General features: G+C 61.0%; 21 protein-coding genes and 1 tRNA gene. 2 read left to right on the top strand and 20 right to left on the bottom strand.

All coding sequences use genetic code 11. The features are described 5' to 3' along the window. Positions 1-3: 3 nt before the first annotated feature. The 20 genes from CCX87_RS05685 to CCX87_RS05590 all read right to left on the bottom strand — a co-directional run bounded on the left by CCX87_RS05685 (position 4) and on the right by CCX87_RS05590 (position 19,466). Positions 4-1,479, bottom strand: coding sequence for an NADH-quinone oxidoreductase subunit M (locus tag CCX87_RS05685; RefSeq protein WP_087744493.1), 1,476 nt, complete (start codon positions 1,477-1,479; stop codon positions 4-6). A gap of 13 nt (positions 1,480-1,492) precedes the next feature. Next, the gene (gene nuoL, locus CCX87_RS05680; protein WP_087744490.1) at positions 1,493-3,532 is read right to left on the bottom strand and encodes an NADH-quinone oxidoreductase subunit L; all 2,040 of its coding nucleotides are present in this window, start codon (positions 3,530-3,532) and stop codon (positions 1,493-1,495) included. Positions 3,533-3,560: 28 nt separating this feature from the next. Then, the gene (nuoK, locus tag CCX87_RS05675) at positions 3,561-3,869 is read right to left on the bottom strand and encodes an NADH-quinone oxidoreductase subunit NuoK (protein ID WP_086912973.1); all 309 of its coding nucleotides are present in this window, start codon (positions 3,867-3,869) and stop codon (positions 3,561-3,563) included. After that, positions 3,866-4,534, bottom strand: a complete 669-nt coding sequence (locus CCX87_RS05670; RefSeq protein ID WP_087744488.1) for an NADH-quinone oxidoreductase subunit J — start codon at positions 4,532-4,534, stop codon at positions 3,866-3,868. Before CCX87_RS05670 ends, nuoK begins: the two co-directional genes overlap by 4 nt. A gap of 52 nt (positions 4,535-4,586) precedes the next feature. Further along, the gene (nuoI, locus tag CCX87_RS05665) at positions 4,587-5,099 is read right to left on the bottom strand and encodes an NADH-quinone oxidoreductase subunit NuoI (RefSeq protein ID WP_087744486.1); all 513 of its coding nucleotides are present in this window, start codon (positions 5,097-5,099) and stop codon (positions 4,587-4,589) included. A 12-nt stretch (positions 5,100-5,111) separates the two neighbouring features. Then, positions 5,112-6,194, bottom strand: coding sequence for an NADH-quinone oxidoreductase subunit NuoH (gene nuoH, locus CCX87_RS05660; protein ID WP_087744485.1), 1,083 nt, complete (start codon positions 6,192-6,194; stop codon positions 5,112-5,114). Continuing rightward, positions 6,191-8,326: an NADH-quinone oxidoreductase subunit NuoG gene (nuoG, locus tag CCX87_RS05655; protein ID WP_087744482.1), complete on the bottom strand. Its 2,136-nt coding sequence runs from the start codon at positions 8,324-8,326 to the stop codon at positions 6,191-6,193. Before nuoG ends, nuoH begins: the two co-directional genes overlap by 4 nt. A 15-nt stretch (positions 8,327-8,341) precedes the next feature. Next, positions 8,342-9,697 carry an NADH-quinone oxidoreductase subunit NuoF gene (gene nuoF, locus CCX87_RS05650; protein ID WP_087744480.1) on the bottom strand — a complete coding sequence of 452 codons (1,356 nt, stop codon included), beginning with the start codon at positions 9,695-9,697 and terminating at the stop codon, positions 8,342-8,344. Then, on the bottom strand, positions 9,694-10,185 hold the full coding sequence (gene nuoE, locus CCX87_RS05645) for an NADH-quinone oxidoreductase subunit NuoE (protein ID WP_087744478.1): 492 nt from the start codon (positions 10,183-10,185) through the stop codon (positions 9,694-9,696). The genes nuoF and nuoE overlap by 4 nt, the downstream gene beginning before the upstream one ends. Further along, complete coding sequence (locus CCX87_RS05640) at positions 10,182-11,435, bottom strand: NADH-quinone oxidoreductase subunit D (RefSeq protein WP_087744476.1); 1,254 nt, start codon at positions 11,433-11,435, stop codon at positions 10,182-10,184. The genes nuoE and CCX87_RS05640 overlap by 4 nt, the downstream gene beginning before the upstream one ends. Before the next feature lie 27 nt (positions 11,436-11,462). After that, positions 11,463-12,071, bottom strand: coding sequence for an NADH-quinone oxidoreductase subunit C (locus tag CCX87_RS05635; RefSeq protein WP_087748196.1), 609 nt, complete (start codon positions 12,069-12,071; stop codon positions 11,463-11,465). A gap of 10 nt (positions 12,072-12,081) precedes the next feature. Further along, positions 12,082-12,561: a NuoB/complex I 20 kDa subunit family protein gene (locus CCX87_RS05630; protein ID WP_005793239.1), complete on the bottom strand. Its 480-nt coding sequence runs from the start codon at positions 12,559-12,561 to the stop codon at positions 12,082-12,084. A gap of 25 nt (positions 12,562-12,586) precedes the next feature. Continuing rightward, the gene (locus tag CCX87_RS05625) at positions 12,587-12,946 is read right to left on the bottom strand and encodes an NADH-quinone oxidoreductase subunit A (protein WP_087744474.1); all 360 of its coding nucleotides are present in this window, start codon (positions 12,944-12,946) and stop codon (positions 12,587-12,589) included. A 73-nt stretch (positions 12,947-13,019) separates the two neighbouring features. Then, a tRNA-Leu gene (locus CCX87_RS05620) sits at positions 13,020-13,104 on the bottom strand. A gap of 113 nt (positions 13,105-13,217) precedes the next feature. Next, the gene (gene secG, locus CCX87_RS05615) at positions 13,218-13,601 is read right to left on the bottom strand and encodes a preprotein translocase subunit SecG (protein WP_087744473.1); all 384 of its coding nucleotides are present in this window, start codon (positions 13,599-13,601) and stop codon (positions 13,218-13,220) included. Between the two features lie 41 nt (positions 13,602-13,642). Then, on the bottom strand, positions 13,643-14,386 hold the full coding sequence (gene tpiA, locus CCX87_RS05610) for a triose-phosphate isomerase (protein WP_087744471.1): 744 nt from the start codon (positions 14,384-14,386) through the stop codon (positions 13,643-13,645). Then, positions 14,383-15,375 carry an NAD(P)H-quinone oxidoreductase gene (locus CCX87_RS05605; RefSeq protein WP_087744469.1) on the bottom strand — a complete coding sequence of 331 codons (993 nt, stop codon included), beginning with the start codon at positions 15,373-15,375 and terminating at the stop codon, positions 14,383-14,385. The genes tpiA and CCX87_RS05605 overlap by 4 nt, the downstream gene beginning before the upstream one ends. Before the next feature lie 91 nt (positions 15,376-15,466). Next, complete coding sequence (gene pnp / locus CCX87_RS05600; protein WP_087744467.1) at positions 15,467-17,722, bottom strand: polyribonucleotide nucleotidyltransferase; 2,256 nt, start codon at positions 17,720-17,722, stop codon at positions 15,467-15,469. 207 nt (positions 17,723-17,929) lie between these two features. Further along, on the bottom strand, positions 17,930-18,196 hold the full coding sequence (gene rpsO / locus CCX87_RS05595; protein ID WP_007849123.1) for a 30S ribosomal protein S15: 267 nt from the start codon (positions 18,194-18,196) through the stop codon (positions 17,930-17,932). 112 nt (positions 18,197-18,308) lie between these two features. Further along, positions 18,309-19,466: a pyridoxal phosphate-dependent aminotransferase gene (locus CCX87_RS05590; RefSeq protein WP_087744466.1), complete on the bottom strand. Its 1,158-nt coding sequence runs from the start codon at positions 19,464-19,466 to the stop codon at positions 18,309-18,311. A gap of 179 nt (positions 19,467-19,645) precedes the next feature. Between CCX87_RS05590 and CCX87_RS21270 the strand changes: the two genes are divergently transcribed. Continuing rightward, entirely contained in the window at positions 19,646-19,870 is a 225-nt protein-coding gene (locus tag CCX87_RS21270) for a hypothetical protein (RefSeq protein ID WP_232476538.1), read from the top strand. Positions 19,871-20,001: 131 nt separating this feature from the next. After that, entirely contained in the window at positions 20,002-20,583 is a 582-nt protein-coding gene (locus CCX87_RS05580) for a GspH/FimT family pseudopilin (RefSeq protein WP_087744464.1), read from the top strand. Positions 20,584-20,585: the final 2 nt, after the last annotated feature.

Raw genomic sequence — 20,585 nt, 5'->3', positions numbered from 1 at the left:
TGGTCAGTTCAGCTTCGACAGGGCCACATGCTTGAGCAACTCCGCCACAGAGGTGTCCATCACGTCGGTGAAGGGGCGTGGATAAAGACCCATGGCCAGCACGGCAATCGCCAGCAGCGACATCACGAGGAATTCACGACTGTTGATGTCGGTAAGCTCCTTGACATGGTCATTGGCAACGGGACCCAGATAGACACGCTTGAACATCCAGAGCGTATAGGCGGCACCGAAAATCAGCGCCGTGGCAGCTGCGCCGCCTATCCAGAAATTGGCCTTCACGGCACCCAGGATCACCATCCACTCGCCAACGAATCCGGCGGTTCCTGGAAGCCCACAATTGGCCATGGCAAAAAGCAAGGCAAATGCCGTGAAATTCGGCATGGTGTTGACCACGCCGCCATAAGCGGCAATTTCGCGGGAGTGCACCCGGTCGTACAACACACCAATGGACAGGAACATGGCACCCGAAACAAAGCCATGCGCGATCATTTGCACCAAGCCTCCCGAAACGCCCAGATCGTTGAAGATGAAGAAACCAAGCGTCACAAAACCCATGTGAGCGACGGAGGAGTAAGCCACCAGTTTTTTCATGTCCTTCTGGACGATGGCCACCAGGCCCACGTAAATCACGGCCACCAGTGACAGGGCAATCATGAGCCACGCCCACTCACGCGACGCATCCGGAGCAATCGGCAAAGAGAAACGCAGGAAACCGTAGGCCCCCAGTTTGAGCATGATGGCCGCCAGCACAGCGGAGCCACCTGTCGGGGCTTCCACGTGCACATCCGGCAACCAAGTGTGGACTGGCCACATCGGCACCTTGACGGCAAACGCCGCAAAAAAAGCAAAGAAAAGCAAGGTCTGGGCAGTGGAACTGAGCGGCAACTGGTGCCATGCCGCGATGTCGAAACTGCCGCCCGACTGGTTGTACAGGAAGATGAGCGCCACCAGCATCAGCAGGGAGCCGAGCAAGGTGTACAGGAAGAACTTGAACGCCGCATAGATCTTGTTGGGCCCACCCCAGATGCCGATGATGAGGTACATCGGAATCAGGGTGGCCTCAAAGAACACATAGAACAGCAGGCCGTCGAGGGCGCAGAACACACCGATCATCAACCCCGAAAGGATCAGAAAGGCGCCCATGTACTGGTTAACGCGCTCGGTGATCGACTCCCACGAGGCAATCACCACAATGACCGTGATGAACGCTGTCAGCGGCACAAACCAGAAAGAAATGCCGTCCACGCCCAGGTGGTAGTGCACATTGAAGCGCTCAATCCAGACGGACTTTTCAACAAACTGCATCGCCGCGGTACCCAGCTGGAAGCCATCGTACAGAGGCAGCGTTACCAACAAGCCGATGACGGCGCCAATCAGGGCGATCCAGCGGACAGCACGGGCATGCTCATCGCGCCCCACCGCCAGCAGCAAAACACCAAAGACGATCGGCGTCCAGATTGCAAGACTCAACAGACCCATTTTGTTCTTTTCCTTATTTGATGAGCTGCAGGAAATAGTCGCGCCAGACAAACCAGGTCATCAGCGCAAACACACCCAGAATCATCACCAGGGCATAGTGGAAGATGAAACCTGTCTGCATCCAGCGCACGACGCCGGAAACCCAACGCACCAGCTTCCACGATCCGTTGACCAAGGCACCGTCAATGATGGCCTGGTCTCCCACTTTCCACAGACCGGTGCCGAGCGCCCGGGCACCACGCGCCAGGATGTTTTCGTTGATCCAGTCCAGGTAGTACTTGTTTTCCAGCAACGTATACAACGGCTGCACACGCGCCTTGATGGCCGTTGGCAACGCGGGATTGACCATGTACATGTAGTAGGACAGCGCCACACCCGCCAGCGCCAGCCAGAACGGCGCCGTCTGCAGCCCATGCAACGCCATTGCCCAGGCACTGTGAAAGTGCTCAGCCATCTGTGCCATGGACGGATGCTTTGCCGCATCCACAAAAATCACATCCTTGAAAAAATCACCAAACAGCATCGGCTGGATGAACATGAAGCCCACCACGACAGAAGGGATCGCCAGTAGCACCAGCGGCACCGTGACTACCCATGGCGATTCATGAGGCTCATGGTGATCGTCATGACCGTGACCATGATCGCCCGCATGGTGGGCGTCCGGGTTCTGGTCATAGCGTTCCTTGCCGTGGAACACCAGGAAATACATACGGAACGAATAGAACGCCGTGATGAACACACCTGCCAAAACAGCAAAGTGCGCAAACCCTGCAGCAGGCAAGTGACTGAAGTGGACGGCCTCGATGATGCTGTCCTTGGAGTAGAAACCCGAGAACAGGGGCGTACCGATCAGAGCGAGCGAACCGAGCAGCGAGGTGATCCAGGTGATGGGCATGTACTTGCGCACGCCACCCATCCAGCGGATGTCCTGGTTGTGGTGCATGCCCATGATGACCGAGCCCGCGCCGAGGAACAGCAGCGCCTTGAAGAAGGCGTGCGTCATCAGATGAAACACGGCCACCGAGTAGGCCGATGCGCCCAGGGCCACCGTCATGTAGCCCAACTGCGACAAGGTGGAATAGGCGACCACGCGCTTGATGTCATTCTGGATGATGCCCAGAAAACCCATGAACAAGGCCGTGATAGCGCCAATCACCAGGATGAAGTTGAGTGCCGTATCCGACAGCTCAAACAACGGCGACATGCGAGCCACCATGAAGATGCCGGCCGTGACCATGGTCGCCGCGTGAATCAGCGCCGAGATGGGGGTGGGGCCTTCCATGGAATCGGGTAGCCACACATGCAGCGGGAACTGGGCCGACTTACCCATGGCGCCAATAAACAGGCAGATGCAGATGACCGTGATGAGCATCCAGTCGGTGCCCGGGAACGCCAGCCCGCCCAGCTCGGCCGTTTTGCCAAACACTTCGCCGTAATTGAGGGTCCCGGTGTATGCCGCAATCAGGCCGATGCCCAGAATGAAACCGAAGTCACCCACCCGGTTGACCAGGAATGCCTTCATGTTGGCGAAGATGGCCGACGGCTTGTTGAACCAGAAGCCGATCAGCAAATACGACACCAGCCCCACCGCTTCCCAGCCAAAAAAGAGTTGCAGCAGGTTGTTGCTCATGACCAGCATGAGCATGGAGAACGTGAACAGCGAAATGTAGGCAAAGAAGCGGTTGTAGCCGTCATCCTCCTCCATGTAGCCAATGGTGTAGATGTGCACCATGAGCGACACAAAGGTGACCACAACCATCATCATGGCGGTGAGACTGTCGATCAGGAAGCCCACTTCCATCTTCAGTCCACCCACCACCATCCAGGTGTAGAGCGTCTCGTTGAAGCGCGCGCCATCGAGGGCCACGCTCTTGAGCGTCATGGCCGACAGGATGAACGCGACCAGCACACCCAGGATGGTCAGCGTGTGGCTGAGGCGCCGGCCAATCCAGTTGCCGCCAAACGTGGTACCGAAGATACCGGCCAGCAAGGCGCCCGCCAGCGGCGCCAACGGAACCGCCAGAAGCGTTGAAGCAGAGAGGGTTTGACTCATTCTTGAGAACCTTGGGATGACGGGCGACTCAACCCTTGAGGGTGTTGAGTTCGTCCGCGTTGATGCTGGACTTGTTGCGGAACAACAGCACCAGAATGGCCAGACCGATGGCCGACTCGGCCGCCGCCACTGTCAGGATGAAAAACACGAACACCTGACCGTGCATGTCGCCCAGATAGTGCGAGAACGCCACGAAATTCATGTTGACCGCAAGCAGCATCAACTCGATCGCCATCAGCAGAACAATCAGATTCTTGCGATTGAGGAAAATGCCGATCACGGCGAGGGCGAACAACATCGCGCCCAGAGAAAGAAAGTGTCCCAGCGTCAATGTCATGCTTTTTTCTCCTCGCCCGCAGGCTCGCTGGCAACCTCGTGCCCAGGTTTCTGGGTTGCCGCAAGCTTCACGACCTGCAGACGATCGCGGGCCCGCACCCTGACCTGCGTCGAGGGGTCGATCGCCTTGGTGTCCTTGCGTTGTCGCAGCGTCAGTGCAATGGCGGCAATCATGGCCACGAGCAAAATGACGGCGGCAATTTCCACGGGGTACAGATATTCCGTGTAGAGCAATTTACCCAGAGCCTTGGCGTTGGAATAGGGAACCACCTGCCCCGCCGCATCCAGCACCACCGCTGCGACCTTGGGTTCATCCATGCCCCGGAATCCGCCCATGAGCACCGCCGCCATTTCCAGGGCAATCATGGCGCCCACGAAGGCGGCCAGCGGGAAATGCTTCCAGAACCCCTTGCGGATCGTGTCGATGTGGATGTCCAGCATCATCACCACGAACAGGAACAACACCATGACCGCGCCCAGATACACAAGGACCAGCACGATGGCCAGAAACTCCGCCTTGAGCAGCAACCAGATCGCAGCAGCCTGAGAAAAAGCCAGGATGAGGTGCAACACCGCATGCACGGGGTTGCGCGCGGTAATTACCCGGAAGGCTGCAAACAGCAGCACCACCGAGAAGAGATAGAAAAAACCAGTCTTGGCGTCCATGAATCGGTTCTTTGTAGAAAGTCTGGCCTAAGGAAGTCGCAGCAAGACCGCGTTAGCGGTACTTGGCGTCAGCGGCCTTGGCCGCAGCGATTTCACCTTCATAGCGGTCACCCACCGCCAGCAGCATGTCTTTGGTGAAATACAGGTCGCCCCGCTTTTCCCCGTGGTATTCGAGGATATGCGTCTCGACGATCGAGTCGACCGGGCAACTCTCTTCGCAAAAGCCGCAGAAGATGCACTTGGTCAGGTCGATGTCGTAGCGCGTGGTACGGCGAGACCCATCCTCACGCACATCCGATTCGATGGTGATGGCCATCGCAGGGCAGACAGCCTCGCACAGCTTGCAGGCAATGCAACGCTCTTCGCCGTTGTCATAGCGGCGCAATGCGTGCAACCCCCGAAAGCGAGGTGACAAGGGCGTTTTTTCCTCAGGGAACTGCACGGTCACCTTGCGGCGAAAGGCATAGCGGCCGGTCAGGGCCATGCCCTTGAGCAGCTCAACAAGCATGAAGCTCTTGAGAAAGTCTTTGAACGAAAAAGGTGCAGCAGCAGCAACAGCAGTCATTTGTGTCCCCGCTTATTTCCAGATATTCCACGGCGAGAGCAACCACCCGCCAACGATGAGCAGCCACACCAGCGTGACTGGAATAAAGATTTTCCAGCCCAGACGCATGATCTGGTCGTAACGGAAACGGGGGAAAGTCGCCCGGATCCAGATGAACATCGACACCACCACAAAGGTCTTCAGGCCCAGCCAGATCCAGCCTGGAACCCAGTTGAACAATGCGCTGTCAATTGGCGAGAGCCAGCCACCGAGAAACATCAGCGCAGCCAGGATGGACACCAACCACATGCTGGCGTATTCGGCCAGGAAGAAGATGGCGAAACCCATGCCCGAATATTCAACCATGTGACCCGCCACGATCTCGGCCTCGCCCTCGACCACGTCAAAGGGATGGCGGTTGGTTTCTGCCACGCCGGAAATCAGATAGACCAGGAAAATCGGCAGCAGCGGCAACCAGTTCCAGGACAGGAAGCCCAGGCCCATGTCGGCCGCCATGCCGCGCCCCTGCCCCATCACGATCTCGGTCAGGTTCATGCTGCCCGACACCATGATAACCACCAGGAAGCAGAACCCCATGGCGATTTCATAGCTGACCATTTGCGCAGAGGCACGCAGCGCACCCAGGAATGCATATTTGGAATTGGAAGCCCAGCCGGCGATGATCACGCCATAGACTTCGATGGACGTGATGGCCATCACCAGCAGCAAACCCGCATTCACATTGGCCAGGGCAACGTCCGGCCCGAAGGGAATCGCGACCCAGGCCGCCAGCGCAGGCATGATCGCCATGACAGGGCCCAGCACAAACAAGCCCTTGCTGGCTGCGGTCGGCTGGATGATTTCCTTGGTCAACAGTTTGAGTGCATCCGCAATGGGTTGCAGCAAACCCATCGGGCCGACACGATTGGGACCGTGGCGCACCTGCATGAAGCCAAGCAGCTTGCGCTCCCACAGCGTCAAATAGGCGACAGCCCCCATCAATGGCGCCAGGATCACCACAATCTTCAAAAGAATCCAGAGAACCGGCCAGACGATGGCAGTCCACCAGCCATAGCTCAACAGGTTCAGCCCCGCGTTGTGGATTGCATCAATCATGCCGCAGCTCCTTCCTGTGCACGACGGGCATCCGCCGTCAGTTGCAACGAAGTGGCCCGGCGCACCAGTCCATCGAGCTGGTAGATGGATGCCACGGCCGGCTCTCCCACCGCAGGCCCTTCAGCCTGGGGAAGCATGGCCTGGGCGTTACTCAACTGCGCGGACGAAACCGCTGCAACGCCGCCCGCCGGGGTGTTGGTAGCCCGTGCCAGCACGTCCTGGGAGGTCTCGAAATCAATGCCCGGCACGTTCAGCAGATTGGCCAGGACCCGCAGCACCTTCCAGGCAGGACGGGTTTCACCCAATGGCCGGACGACGGCATGGAAACTCTGCAAACGGCCTTCGGCGTTCACGAAGCTGCCCGACGTTTCGGTGAATGGCGCGATCGGCAGCAAGACATCGCTGAAAGCCATGTTAGCCTTGAACGGGCTCAGTGTGACGACCATGTCGGTGCCGGCCAGCGCCTGGCAGGCCGCCTCGCCACCGGCCGCGTCAAAGGCCGGCTCTGTGTTCAGCAAGAGGGCTGCTTTCAGACTACCACCGAGCATCTGGCCGGCATTCAGGCCGCCATTGCCGGGCATGGCACCGGCAAACTGCGCCCCCACCGTGTTGGCAGCCTCCGTGAGGTAACCCACCGTGGCCCCCGTCTGCTCTCCGATCCACTGTGCCAGCGCCAGAATGCGACTGGCATGCGCATGGTGGGCGGCAGCGTTGCCCAGCAAGATGGCCTTGCGCTCGCCTCCCAACAGGGAGCGGGCAATGGCCAGCGCGGAATCACTCACCTGAACCGAGCCATCGGGGACCTGAACGCCTTTTTCCTGGGCAATCGCGGCCGCCACGCTGGCCAAGGCTTGTTCCCAAGCGCTGGGCGGTTGCACCAGCGCCTGCACCACAGGCATGGCCCAGTCATAGACTTCTGAATTGATAGCACTCACCGCACAGCCATGGCGGGCTGCCTGGCGAATTCGCTGGGCAAACAGCGGATGGTCCTTGCGCAGGTTGGAGCCCACCACCAGAACGCGTTGCAAGGTGGACAAGGAAGCAATGGAAGTTCCCAGCCAGCGAATCCCGGATGGAGCAGCGAATTCGGCGTTGCGCAGCCGGTAGTCGATATTTTCACTGCCCAGGCCACGCACCAGCGCGCCGGCCAGATACAGCTCTTCCAGCGTGCTGTGCGGGCTGACCAAGGCACCGATGGCAGCAGCGCCATGGTCATTCTTGATGTTCTTGAGGCCGTTCGCGACGTATTCCAGCGCAGTCTGCCAGTCCACCTCTTGCCAGGTTCCGCCCTGCTTGAGCATGGGCCGGGTCAGGCGTTCGTCGCTGTTGAGTGCTTCGTACGAAAAGCGGTCGCGGTCAGCGATCCAGCACTCATTGACTTCTTCGTTCTCCAAAGGCACGACACGCATGACCTTGTGATTTTTCACCTGAACGATGAGGTTGGCACCGGTGGAATCGTGCGGGCTGACCGACTTGCGGCGCGACAGCTCCCAAGTGCGGGCGCTGTAGCGGAAAGGCTTGCTCGTGAGCGCACCGACCGGGCAGATGTCGATCATGTTGCCCGAGAGCTCGGAGTCGATCGTGTCGCCCGTCACGGTGGTGATCTCGGAGTGCTCGCCCCGGTGAATCATGCCCAGTTCCATCACGCCAGCCACTTCCTGGCCGAAGCGCACGCAGCGGGTGCAGTGGATGCAACGGCTCATCTCTTCCATCGAGATCAACGGGCCCACATCCTTGTGGAAGACCACGCGTTTTTCTTCTTCGTAGCGCGACGACGACGCGCCATAGCCCACGGCCAAGTCCTGCAACTGGCACTCACCGCCCTGGTCGCAAATGGGGCAATCGAGCGGATGGTTGATGAGCAGGAACTCCATCACCGACTGTTGGGCTTTGATGGCCTTGTCGGTCTTGGTGCGCACGATCATGCCCTGCGTGACCGGCGTGGCACATGCAGGCATGGGCTTGGGAGCCTTCTCGACATCGACCAGACACATGCGGCAATTGGCCGCAATCGAGAGCTTCTTGTGGTAACAGAAGTGAGGAATGTAGGTGCCGGCCTTTTCGGCAGCATGCATCACCATGGAACCCTCGGTGACTTCTACCTTCTGACCGTCCAGTTCAATTTCAACCATATGCTTTTCTCGCGATCAGGCAGAGGGCGCGGCCTGAGGGGTCTTGTTCCGGATCAACGCGTCGAACTCGGGGCGGAAGTGCTTGATCATGGCGCGCACGGGCATTGCGGCGGCGTCGCCCAGCGCGCAGATGGTGCGGCCCATGATGTTGCCGGCCACGGAGTCGAGCACCTCCATATCGGCAGGACGCCCTTCGCCGCGGTGGATGCGGTCCACCAGGCGCCAGAGCCAGCCGGTGCCTTCACGGCACGGGGTGCACTGCCCACACGATTCATGCATGTAGAAATACGACAGACGCTTGAGCGACTCGACCATACAGCGCGAATCGTCCATGACGATGACCGCACCGGAGCCCAGCATGGAGCCGGCCTTGGCAATGGAGTCGTAGTCCATGGTGCATTCCATGATGATGGATGCCGGCAACACGGGCGACGACGATCCACCCGGAATCACCGCCTTGAGCTGGCGCCCGGTGCGCACACCGCCAGCCAATTCAAGGAGCTTGGCAAACGGCGTGCCCATAGGCACTTCATAGTTTCCGGGCCGTTCCACATCGCCGCTGACCGAAAAGATCTTGGTGCCACCGTTGTTGGGCTTGCCGCAGGCCAGGTAGGCAGCGCCGCCATTGCGGATGATCCACGGCACCGCAGCGAAGGTTTCGGTGTTGTTGATGGTGGTGGGCTTGCCATAGAGGCCAAAGCTGGCCGGAAATGGCGGCTTGAAGCGGGGCTGGCCCTTCTTGCCCTCCAGCGATTCGAGCAAGGCGGTTTCCTCGCCGCAGATATAGGCACCAAAACCGTGGTGTGCATGCAGCTGGAAGCTGAATTCGCTGCCCAGAATGCCATTGCCCAGATAGCCCGCGGCACGCGCCTCTTCCAGCGCGGCTTCGAAGCGTTCGTAGACCTGGAAGATTTCGCCGTGGATGTAGTTGTAGCCCACGCTGATACCCATCGCGTAGGCAGCAATGATCATGCCCTCGATCACGATGTGCGGGTTGTACATCAGGATGTCGCGGTCCTTGCAGGTGCCTGGTTCGCCCTCGTCCGAGTTGCACACCAGGTACTTCTGACCGGGAAACTGGCGCGGCATGAAGCTCCACTTCAGCCCCGTGGGGAAGCCCGCCCCGCCACGACCCCGAAGGCCGGATTCCTTGACGGTCGCAATCACCTGGTCCTGCGTCAGGCCCGCGCCGCCATCCTTGCCCAAGATGGTGCGCAGCGCCTGGTAACCACCGCGCGCTTCGTAGTCCTTGATGCCCCAGTTGGCACCATGGAGGTCGGCATAAATCTGCGGCGTGATGTGCCGGTCGTGAAAGCAGGTCTCAACACCTGCTGCCTGGAATTGAGAAAGCACCTGGGCTGCCGTGGTCATTGTTTGGCCTCCGCTGCACGCAGGCTGTCTACCAGCTGGTCGAGCTTGTCGTTGCCCATGAAGCTGCACATGTGGCGGTCGTTCACCAGCATGACCGGCGCATCGGCGCAGGCACCAAGGCATTCGCATTGCTGCAGGGTAAACATGCCGTCCGGCGTCGTTTCACCCATGGAGATACCCAACTTGTGCTCCAGATGCTCCAGCGCCTTGCCGCCATCACGCAACAGGCATGGCAGATTGGTGCAGACGTTGAGCTTGTATTTACCCACCGCCTGCTGGTTGTACATGTTGTAGAAGGTGGTGACTTCATGTACGGCGATCTGCGGCATGCCCAGGTACTCGGCAATGCCCGCTTCGCTGGCTTCGCTGACGTAGCCCTGCTCCTGCTGCACGATGGACAGGCAGGCCATAACGGCCGACTGCTTTTGCTCCGCCGGGTACTTGGCCACTTCACGCGCGAATCGCGCCTTGGTCGCTTCGGTAATCATCGATCAATCTCTCCGAACACGATATCCATGGTTCCAATGATGGCCACGGCATCCGCAATCATGTGGCCCCGGGCCATCTCATCCAGCGTGGCCAGATGCGCGAAACCGGGGGCGCGGATCTTCAGGCGATACGGCTTGTTGGCACCGTCGCTCACCAGGTAGATACCAAACTCTCCCTTGGGATGCTCGACCGCCGCATAGGCCTCACCCTCGGGCACATGGAAACCTTCAGTGAACAGCTTGAAATGGTGGATCAGCTCTTCCATGTTGGACTTCATGGATTCGCGATCGGGCGGGGCAATTTTGTGGTTGTCCGTGATCACCGGGCCCGGATTGGCGCGCAGCCAGTCCACACACTGCTTGATGATGCGGTTGGACTCGCGCATTTCCTGCTTGCGGACCAGATAACGGTCGTAGCAGTCGCCGGTCTTGCCAACCGGCACATCGAAGTCCATGCGGTCGTACACGTCGTAGGGCTGGGTCTTGCGCAAATCCCACGCAATGCCGGAGCCGCGCAGCATGGGGCCGGTCATGCCCAGATTCAGCGCTCGCTCGGGCTGCACCACACCAATGCCCACAGTGCGCTGCTTCCAGATGCGGTTGTCGGTGAGCAGGGTTTCGTACTCATCCATGCAGCCAGGAAAGCGCTGCGTGAAGTCGTCGATGAAATCAAGCAATGAACCCTTGCGGTTCTGGTTCATGGCCTCCAGGGCCTTGGCATTCTTGATCTTGCTGACCTTGTACTGCGGCATGCTGTCCGGCAGGTCGCGGTATACACCGCCTGGACGGAAATAGGCCGCATGCATGCGCGCGCCGGAGACGGCTTCGTACATGTCGAACAGGTCTTCGCGCTCGCGGAAGGTGTAGATCAGGATGGTGGAGCTGCCGCAATCGTTGCCGTGCGAACCAAGCCACATCAGGTGATTCAGCAACCGCGTGATTTCGGCGAACATCACGCGGATGTATTGCGCGCGCAGCGGCACCTCGATGCCCAGCAGCTTTTCAATCGCCAGGCAGTAGGCGTGCTCGTTGCACATCATCGAGACGTAATCGAGCCGGTCCATGTAGGGCAGCGACTGGATGTAGGTCTTGTGCTCGGCCAGTTTTTCGGTGGCGCGGTGCAGCAGTCCGATGTGCGGGTCGGCGCGTTGCACGACTTCGCCGTCCAGCTCCAGCACCAGACGCAGCACACCGTGCGCGGCCGGGTGCTGCGGACCAAAATTCAGGGAATAGTTCTTGATTTCCGCCATGATGGATCACATGAGACGCCCAGCGGCTCAGTGCAGGCCTCCGTACTTGTCTTCGCGAATGATGCGGGGCGTGATTTCGCGCGGCTCGATGGACACGGGCTCATAGACCACGCGCCGTTGCTCGGCGTCATAGCGCATTTCCACATGCCCGGACAGCGGGAAATCCTTGCGGAAGGGGTGACCGATAAAGCCGTAGTCGGTCAGGATGCGGCGCAGGTCGTTATGGCCGTCAAACAAGATACCAAACAGATCGAACGCCTCGCGCTCGTACCAGTTGGCAGAATTCCACAGATCGGACACCGAGGCCACCACCGGGAAATCATCGTCAGGGCAGAACACCTTGACGCGCACGCGCTGGTTCAGGCTGACGGACAGCAAGTGCGACACCACGCAATAGCGGGCGCCTTCGTTCACAGCGTCGGCATATGCGGAATAGTCGACACCGCACAGGTCGATCAGCTGCTCGAAGCGGCAGCCCTCGGCATCGCGCAACACGCGCATCGCGTCCAGGTAGTCGGCAGCGGCAACCACCACCGTCACCTCGTCCAGAGCCACCGTGATCTGACGCACCTTGGCGCCCAAGGCCGCAGCAATGTTGTCTTGGAGTTTTTCAGGCCGAATGGCAACAGCAGTCATCATCAACCCTTCAGGCACGAGCAATGGTGTTGGTGCGGCGAATTTTCTGCTGCAGCTGGATGATGCCGTAGATCAGCGCTTCGGCCGTGGGCGGACAGCCCGGCACATACACGTCGACCGGCACGATGCGGTCACAGCCACGCACGACGGAATAGCTGTAGTGGTAGTAACCACCACCATTGGCGCACGACCCCATCGACAGCACCCAGCGGGGTTCGGACATCTGGTCATACACCTTGCGCAAAGCGGGGGCCATCTTGTTGCACAAGGTGCCCGCCACAATCATCAGATCGGACTGGCGCGGACTGGCGCGGAACACCTCGGCACCAAAACGCCCGATGTCGTAGCGCGCAGCGGCGGCATGCATCATTTCGACCGCACAGCAAGCCAGACCAAAGGTCATGGGCCACAGGGATCCGGTCTTGGCCCAGTTCACCACAGAGTCGTAACTCGTGGTGATGAAGCCTTCCTTCATCACGCCTTCAATCATTGCTTACGTCCTTATTGAAGCCCGCTCATTCCCAGTTCAGGGCGCCTTTTTTCCATTCGTAGGCAAAGCCCACGACAAGGATGGCCAGAAAGATCACCACGGCGACAAAGCCGGTCACACCCACGTCCTGCAGCGTCACCGCCCACGGGAAGAGGAAGGCGATTTCCAGATCGAACAGGATGAAAAGAATGGCCACGAGGTAATAGCGCACATCGAACTTCATGCGCGCATCTTCGAAAGCTTCGAAGCCACATTCGTAAGGGGAGTTTTTGGCGGCATCCGGGCGATTGGGGCCCAACACATACCCCAGAGCCAGGGGCACGACACCTACGGCGATGCCAACCAGGATAAACAAGAGGACGGGGAGGTACTGATCGAGATTCATCTGGAGGATGTGCTCACCGCTGCAGCTCTGCCCGCGACAACCCAGGGCGGGTCATGCAGGCAGGCCTATGTTTTGGTGCCGTCGGCGAGACTCGAACTCGCACAGCTTTCGCCACTACCCCCTCAAGATAGCGTGTCTACCAATTTCACCACGACGGCTGATTTTCTTATCTGGATGGCATGAGGCGCCTTGCGGCTTTTGCTTTCCAGACAGTCTTAATTCTACTCCGGAAAAACCCTTCCCCGGAGGCAGAAGCCCAATTAAGTGCGCTTTATTTCGTCGGAATCTGCCCCGCCCCCGAAGCGGCCGGCGCAGGCACCGGAACCGCCGCGCTCGAACCCGCAGGGACGGCATCCACCGGCGCTGCCGGAGCCACGGCCGCCGGCGTTTCCAGCACACTGCCCGAACCGGCCGGGCGCACGTTGCCAAAATAAGCCAGTGCCAGCGTGGCCACAAAGAACACCGTGGCCAGCACGCCCGTGGTGCGCGAGAGGAAGTTGGCACTGCCGCTGGCGCCAAACAGGCTGCCCGAACTGCCGCCGCCAAAAGCAGCACCCATGTCTGCCCCCTTGCCATGCTGGACCAGGATCAGGCCAATCATGCCCAGCGCCGTCAGCATCTGCACACCCAAAATCACATTCACAAGCACATTCATTCTCAATTTACTCCTGATTTAATAGCTTCAAGTGCAAGCCCTTATTGGGCTGCAGCAATAATTTGCAAAAAGTCCTGGGCTTTCAGCGCCGCGCCACCCACCAGGCCACCGTCGATATCGGGTTGCGCCAACAACTGCGCGGCGTTGGCAGCGTTCATGCTGCCGCCGTACAGCAGGCGAATGCGGTCTGCGTGCTCACTGGCCGCAGCCAGTTGTGCCCGCAGCACGGCGTGCACTTGCTGGGCCTGCTCGGGCGAAGCCGTGCGGCCGGTGCCAATGGCCCAGACAGGCTCATAGGCGACCACGATTTCACTGATGCAATGGCCGTTGAGATGGATCACGGCCGCCAGCTGGCGCTTCACCACCACCTCGGTTTGACCGGCTTCCCGCTCGGCCAGGGTTTCGCCCACACACACAATGGGCGTGATGCCTGCCGCCAGCGCCCGTTGCGCCTTGACGGCCACCAGGGTGTCGCTCTCGCCGTGGTACTGGCGGCGCTCCGAGTGCCCCACCAGGACATAGCGCACGCCAAATTCCTTGAGCATGGCCGCCGAGGTTTCGCCCGTGTAGGCGCCCGCTTCATGCACCGAGACATCCTGCGCGGCCAGCGCCAGCACCGATCCTGCAGCGATGCTCTGCACCTGGGCCAGATAGGGCGCCGGCACCGCCACCGCCACGTCACAAGCGGGCTGCCCCATACCGCTGATCAGGGCACGCACCAGCGCTTCGTTGGCAGCCAGACTGCCGTTCATCTTCCAGTTGCCTGCGATGAGTTTCTTTTTCATGATGACCACGTCAAAACAATCTTGCCAGTGTGCTGGTTGGATTCCATCAGCGCATGGGCCTGCGCCGCATCCGCCGCCGCGAACGTGCGGTAAATGACCGGGCGCACCGTGCCCGCAGCAATCAGCGGCCAGACATGCTCGCGCAGCGCGCGCGCAATGGTGCCCTTGAACGCCACCGGGCGCGGGCGCAAGGTCGAGCCCGTGATGGTCAGTCGGCGCCGCAGCACCAGGCCCGCATTGAAGTTGCTCTTGACCCCGCCCTGCACGGCGATGATGACCAGGCGGCCATCCTCGGCCAGGCACTCCACCTCGCGCGCCACATAGTCGCCCGCAACCATGTCTAGCACCACATCCACGCCCTTGCCGGCGGTGATGCGTTTGGCTTCCTCAACGAAATCCTGCGTCTTGTAGTTGATGGCATGGTGCGCACCCAGCGCCAGGCAGGCCGCGCATTTTTCGTCGCTACCGGCCGTCACGATCACCGTGGCGCCCAACGCGCGCGCCAGCTGGATGGCCGTGACGCCAATGCCGCTGGTGCCGCCCTGCACCAGCAGGGTTTCGCCCGCTTGCAGACGACCCCGGTCGAACACATTGCTCCACACCGTGAAGAAGGTTTCGGGCAGGGATGCGGCCTCGATGTCGCTCAGGCCCGCCGGCACCGGCAGGCACTGCTCAACCGGCGCCACGCACCACTCGGCATAACCACCACCGGCCACCAGCGCGCAAACGCGGTCGCCCACCTTCAACCCAGCCCGCGCCAGGGCGGCTGCATCGCCGCTTTCCACGACACCCGCCACCTCCAGCCCCGGCAGATCGGATGTGCCGGGTGGCGGTGCGTAATGGCCCAGACGCTGCAACACGTCCGGCCGGTTGATGCCGCTCGCGCTGACACGGATCAGCAACTCGCCCTCGCCCGCCTGGGGCATGGGGCGCTCGCCCAGGCGCAACACCTCGGGGGCGCCAAAGGCAGTGATTTCTACAGCGCGCATACAGGAACCCTTCGCTCGTCCATCCGAATGATTTTGGCCGCCAGGGCTTGATGGACAAGCGCCAGCAGCTCTTATATCAATAGCAGATCAATCAGCCGTTCAGCTGGCCCGCGTTGCCTTCGGAAGGCGCGGCTTGCTGCTGTTGCTGCTGCTGATCGACGGGCTGGCGATCACGACCGCCATCGCGGCGCTCGCCACCACGGTCGCCGCGGTCACCACGCTCGGCCGGGGCCGGACGATCGCTGCCGCCGGCTGGGCGCTCAGTCAGGGCCTTCAGGGACAGCTTGACGCGGCCCTTTTCGTCGGTCTCCATGACCTTGACCTTGACGATCTGGCCTTCGGTCAGGTAGTCGCCCACGCGCTCGACACGCTCGTGCGCGATCTGGCTGATGTGCAGCAGGCCGTCCTTGCCGGGCAGCAGGTTGATGAGGGCGCCGAAGTCCAGGATCTTGGTGACCGGGCCTTCGTAGATCTTGCCGATTTCGACTTCGGCCGTGATCTGCTCGATGCGGCGCTTGGCTTCGTCAGCCTTGGCGTTGTCGGTGGCGGCGATGGTGATGGTGCCGTCTTCCTCGATGTTGATCTGGCAACCGGTTTCCTCGGTCAGCGCACGGATCACGGCGCCGCCCTTGCCGATCACGTCACGGATCTTCTCGGGGTTGATCTTCATGGTGTAGAGCTTGGGCGCGAAGTTGCTCACTTCGGTCTTGGCTTCGCCCATGGCTTCCTGCATCTTGCCCAGGATGTGAATGCGCGCTTCCTTGGCCTGGGCCAGTGCCACCTGCATGATTTCCTTGGTGATGCCCTGGATCTTGATGTCCATCTGCAGCGCCGTGATGCCGGCAGTGGTGCCCGCCACCTTGAAGTCCATGTCGCCCAGGTGATCTTCATCGCCCAGGATGTCGGTCAGCACGGCAAAACGGTTGTCTTCCTTGATCAGGCCCATGGCGATACCGGCCACATGCGCCTTCATGGGCACGCCGGCATCCATCATCGACAGGCAGCCGCCGCAGACCGAAGCCATCGACGAAGAACCATTGGACTCGGTGATTTCCGACACCACACGCATGGTGTAGGGGAACTCTTCCTTGCTTGGCAGCACCGCCACCAGCGCACGCTTGGCCAGGCGGCCGTGGCCGATTTCGCGGCGCTTGGTGCTGCCCATGCGGCCCACTTCGCCGGTGGCAAAGGGAGGCATGTTGTAGTGCATCATGAAGCGGTCTTCGTACTCGCCGGCCAGCGCGTCGATGCGCTGCGCATCGCGCTCGGTGCCCAGCGTGGTCACCACCAGCGCCTGGGTTTCGCCACGCGTGAACAGCGACGAGCCGTGCGCGCGGGGCAGCACGCTGCTGCGGATTTCGATGGGGCGCACGGTGCGCGTGTCGCGGCCGTCGATGCGGGGCTCGCCCGCCAGGATCTGGCTGCGCACGATGCGCGCCTCGATGTCGAACAACATGCCTTCGACCTTGACGCTGTCGAAGGCAATGCCTTCTTCCTTCAGGTCGGCCATGACCACGGCATAAGCCTCGCGGCAGGCGTGCGTGCGGGCCTGCTTGTTGCGGATCTGGTAGGCCGCGCGCAGCTTGGCTTCGGCCAAGGCAGTCACCTTGGCGATGAGCGATTCGTCCTTGGCGGGGGCTTTCCAGTCCCACACGGGCTTGCCAGCCTCGCGCACCAGGTCGTGAATGGCGTTGATGGCCACATTGCCTTGCTGGTGACCGAAAACCACGGCACCCAGCATGATTTCTTCAGACAGTTGCTGCGCTTCGGATTCGACCATCAGCACGGCCGCTTCGGTGCCTGCCACCACCAGGTCCATCTGCGAGCTCTTGCGCGCCGTCTGGCCGGGGTTGAGCACATATTCGCCGTTGATATAGCCCACGCGCGCAGCGCCAATCGGGCCACTGAACGGAATGCCCGAGATGGCCAGCGCAGCGCTGGTGGCAATCAGGGCGGCAATGTCGGCATCGACTTCAGGGTTCAGCGACACCGTGTGGATGACCACATGCACGTCATTGAAGAAACCTTCGGGGAACAGCGGGCGGATCGGGCGATCGATCAGGCGGCTGGTGAGGGTTTCGTGCTCGCTGGGCTTGGCTTCGCGCTTGAAGAAGCTACCGGGGATCTTGCCCGCAGCGTAGGTCTTCTCGATGTAATCCACCGTCAGCGGGAAAAAGTCTTGACCCGACTTGGCCACCTTGGAGGCCACCACGGTGGCCAGCACCACGGTGTCGTCGATGTTCACCAGCACGGCACCACCGGCCTGGCGGGCGATTTCGCCCGTTTCCATGATGACGGTCTTGTCACCCCATTGGAAAGTCTTGGTGATTTTGTTGAAAATGCTCATGTTCAGCTCCTGTTTTAATAGCTGGCAGCGCTCTGCCAGATTGGCTTGGAGGGCAATTCAGAACACGATGCCATTCCAGTGAACCTGCCCGCCACCTGCGTGGATCAAGGCCATTGGAATGACACAGCTTCGCTCTGTTTTGCGGCTCCGAAGTAAAAAACGCCTGAGCTAGCGGACTAACCCAGGCGTTTTGACATGCAAATCAGATTACTTGCGCAGACCCAGCTTGGCGATCAGCGCGGTGTAACGCTCAGCGTCCTTGGCCTTGAGGTAGTCCAGCAGCTTGCGACGACGGCTCACCATGCGCAGCAGGCCGCGGCGACCGTGGTGGTCTTTGGCGTGCGTCTTGAAGTGAGGGGTCAGTTCGTTGATGCGGGCCGTCAGCAGGGCCACTTGCACTTCTGGGCTACCCGTGTCGTTGGCAGCGCGTGCATTGGCCTTGACAACTTCGGCCTTGATAGAGGATGCGATCATTGATTTTTCCTTGATGGAGACCTGCAGCAAAGCCACAGATCAATAGTTTTTACTTGCGCCAGCAGCTGGAACGGCCGTTGGCGTGCGTCTTGCACCATGCAAAACCGGCGGATTATAACCCGGGCCAGTTTTTGAGCCGCTCCACCCCCTGCACCAGGCGCTGTGGATCTTTGGACGCAAAACACCAGCGCAGCCAGCCCTGCGCCTCGTCGCCAAAGGCATTGCCAGGCGCCAGGCCCAACCCCGCCTCGGCCACCAGGCGCTTGGCGGTGGCCAGCGAATCGCCATGCCCCGGCAGGCGAAAGAACGCATACATACCGCCGCGCGCACTGGCCACCTCCACGCCGGGCAGCGCCTGCAAAAGTGGCACCAAGGTGTCGCGGCACTGCCGCAGGTGCGCAACCACACGCGGCGTGATCTCGTCCGCATGCTGCAGTGCGGCAATGCCGGCCCGCTGCGTGAAAACACTGGCGCACGAGGTATTGAACTCGACCAGCTTACCCATGTGGTGCGTCATCGACGGCGGCATCACCAGCCAGCCCAGGCGCCAGCCCGTCATCAAAAAGCTTTTGGAAAAGCTGTGCGCCACCACCAGGCGGTCTTCGGGCTCGGCCAGGTCCAGAAAACTGGGGGCACAGCCATGGGCGGTGGGCTCGTAATACAGGCGTTCATACACCTCATCGGCCAAGATCCAGGTGCCCGTGGCACGGCAATGCGCCAGGATGGCTTGCTGCTCCTGCGCCGTCAAGGTCCAGCCCGTGGGGTTGTTGGGCGCATTCACCACCAGCAACCGCGTGGCCGGGGTGATAGCAGCCAGCAGCTCCTGCATGTCCAGCGCCCAGGCGCCGCCCGGCTGGGGGCGCAGCGACACGCAGCGCAACGCCGCCCCCATGATCAGGGGCTGCGCCGTCAGGTTGGGCCACACAGGCGTGACGGCAACCACCTCATCGCCCGCATCCACCAGCGCCTGCACCGCCAGCATCAGCGCATTGACGCCGCCCGACGTGATGGCAATGCGGTCAGCGCCCACAGGCCGGTGCAGCCGGCTGGTGTAAGCCGCCACTTCGGCACGCAACTCCGGCAGGCCCAGGTTGTGCGCATAAAACGTTTCACCGCGCTGCAGCGAATCAATGGCCGCCTGGCGCACCACATCGGGCGTGCCCTCGTCACTCTCGCCAAACCAGAAGGCCAGCACATCGCTGCGCCCCATGCCAGCGTTGGCGACTTCACGGATACGGGATTCTTCGAGATTCAGCAAAGCTTGGCGCATGGCAGGATGGGCGTGGAAAATGACAACGCCGCATCGTAAAGGATGCCGACAGCAGACCGCCCGACCAACCTGCCAGCCATGGAGCACTCATGCATAGCAACAATTGCGACAAAAGCCTGCACAACCCACGCACTCAAGGCACAGGCGGTACAGGCGCCGCCGCCATCCTGTGTGCCTGCATGGCACTGGGCCTGCTGGCGCCCTCCCCCAGCGCGCAGGCCGCGCCCCAAAAGAGTGCCGCCGTTACAGGGGCCAGCACCCCCACCAAAAAGAAGGGCTCCGTCAAAGTGAAGCACCAGCGCAGCCCATCAGAAGAAAGCACCGCCGAGCGCGACCGGCGCCTGTACAGGGAATGCAAAGGGTTGCCGAATGCGGGGGCGTGCCTGGGGTACACGCGGCGCTGAACCATGGCGCTAAAAGCATGTTCACAAACTGAGCATGCGCAAACCCGTTGCGCCGCGGTAGCCAAAGACACGGTAAATCCATAGCATGCACGGCAGGCCCCGCACCAACCGCCCCACAGAAAGTTGCCGCCATGCCGTTGAACCGCAAAAACACCCGCCGCCCCGCCCTTGCGGCCAGTGCCAAACCCCGCCCGCTGCAAGGTTTCAGCATGGTAGAGGTAATGATCGTGCTCAGCATCGCGGCAATCCTCATGGGCCTGGCCGTTCCGGCATTTCAGGGGCTGCAGGAATTGCGCCGCCTCGAAGGCCACGCCGCAGAGCTGGCCACCGACATACAGCACATCCGCAGCGAGGCCGTGGCCCGCAATAGCCAAATGCATCTGCGCTTTGGCTCTGACACTGCAGGCACCTGTTATTTGCTGCACAGCGGCAACACCGGCGGCTGCACCTGCACCAGCGCCGGGACTGCGCAATGCACCGACCCAATGAACGCGCCCATCAAAAGCGTGGGCCTGGCCACCACGCAGGGCGTGCGCCTGCAGGCCAACGTCTCCACCATGCTGTTTGACCCGGTTCGCGGCACCACCACCCCTGCAGGATCCATCAACCTGATCGCCGACAGCGGCAAGACCATTCGGCATGTGGTCAACATCATGGGGCGCACCAGAACATGCTCGCCCCAGGGCAGCATGAGCGGCTACGCCACCTGCTGACG

Origin of the sequence: Acidovorax sp. T1, from assembly GCF_002176815.1 — a bacterium.
GTDB lineage: Bacteria > Pseudomonadota > Gammaproteobacteria > Burkholderiales > Burkholderiaceae_C > Acidovorax.
Note: the sequence above shows the minus strand (reverse complement) of the source record. Positions and strands in the feature narration are given on the sequence as shown.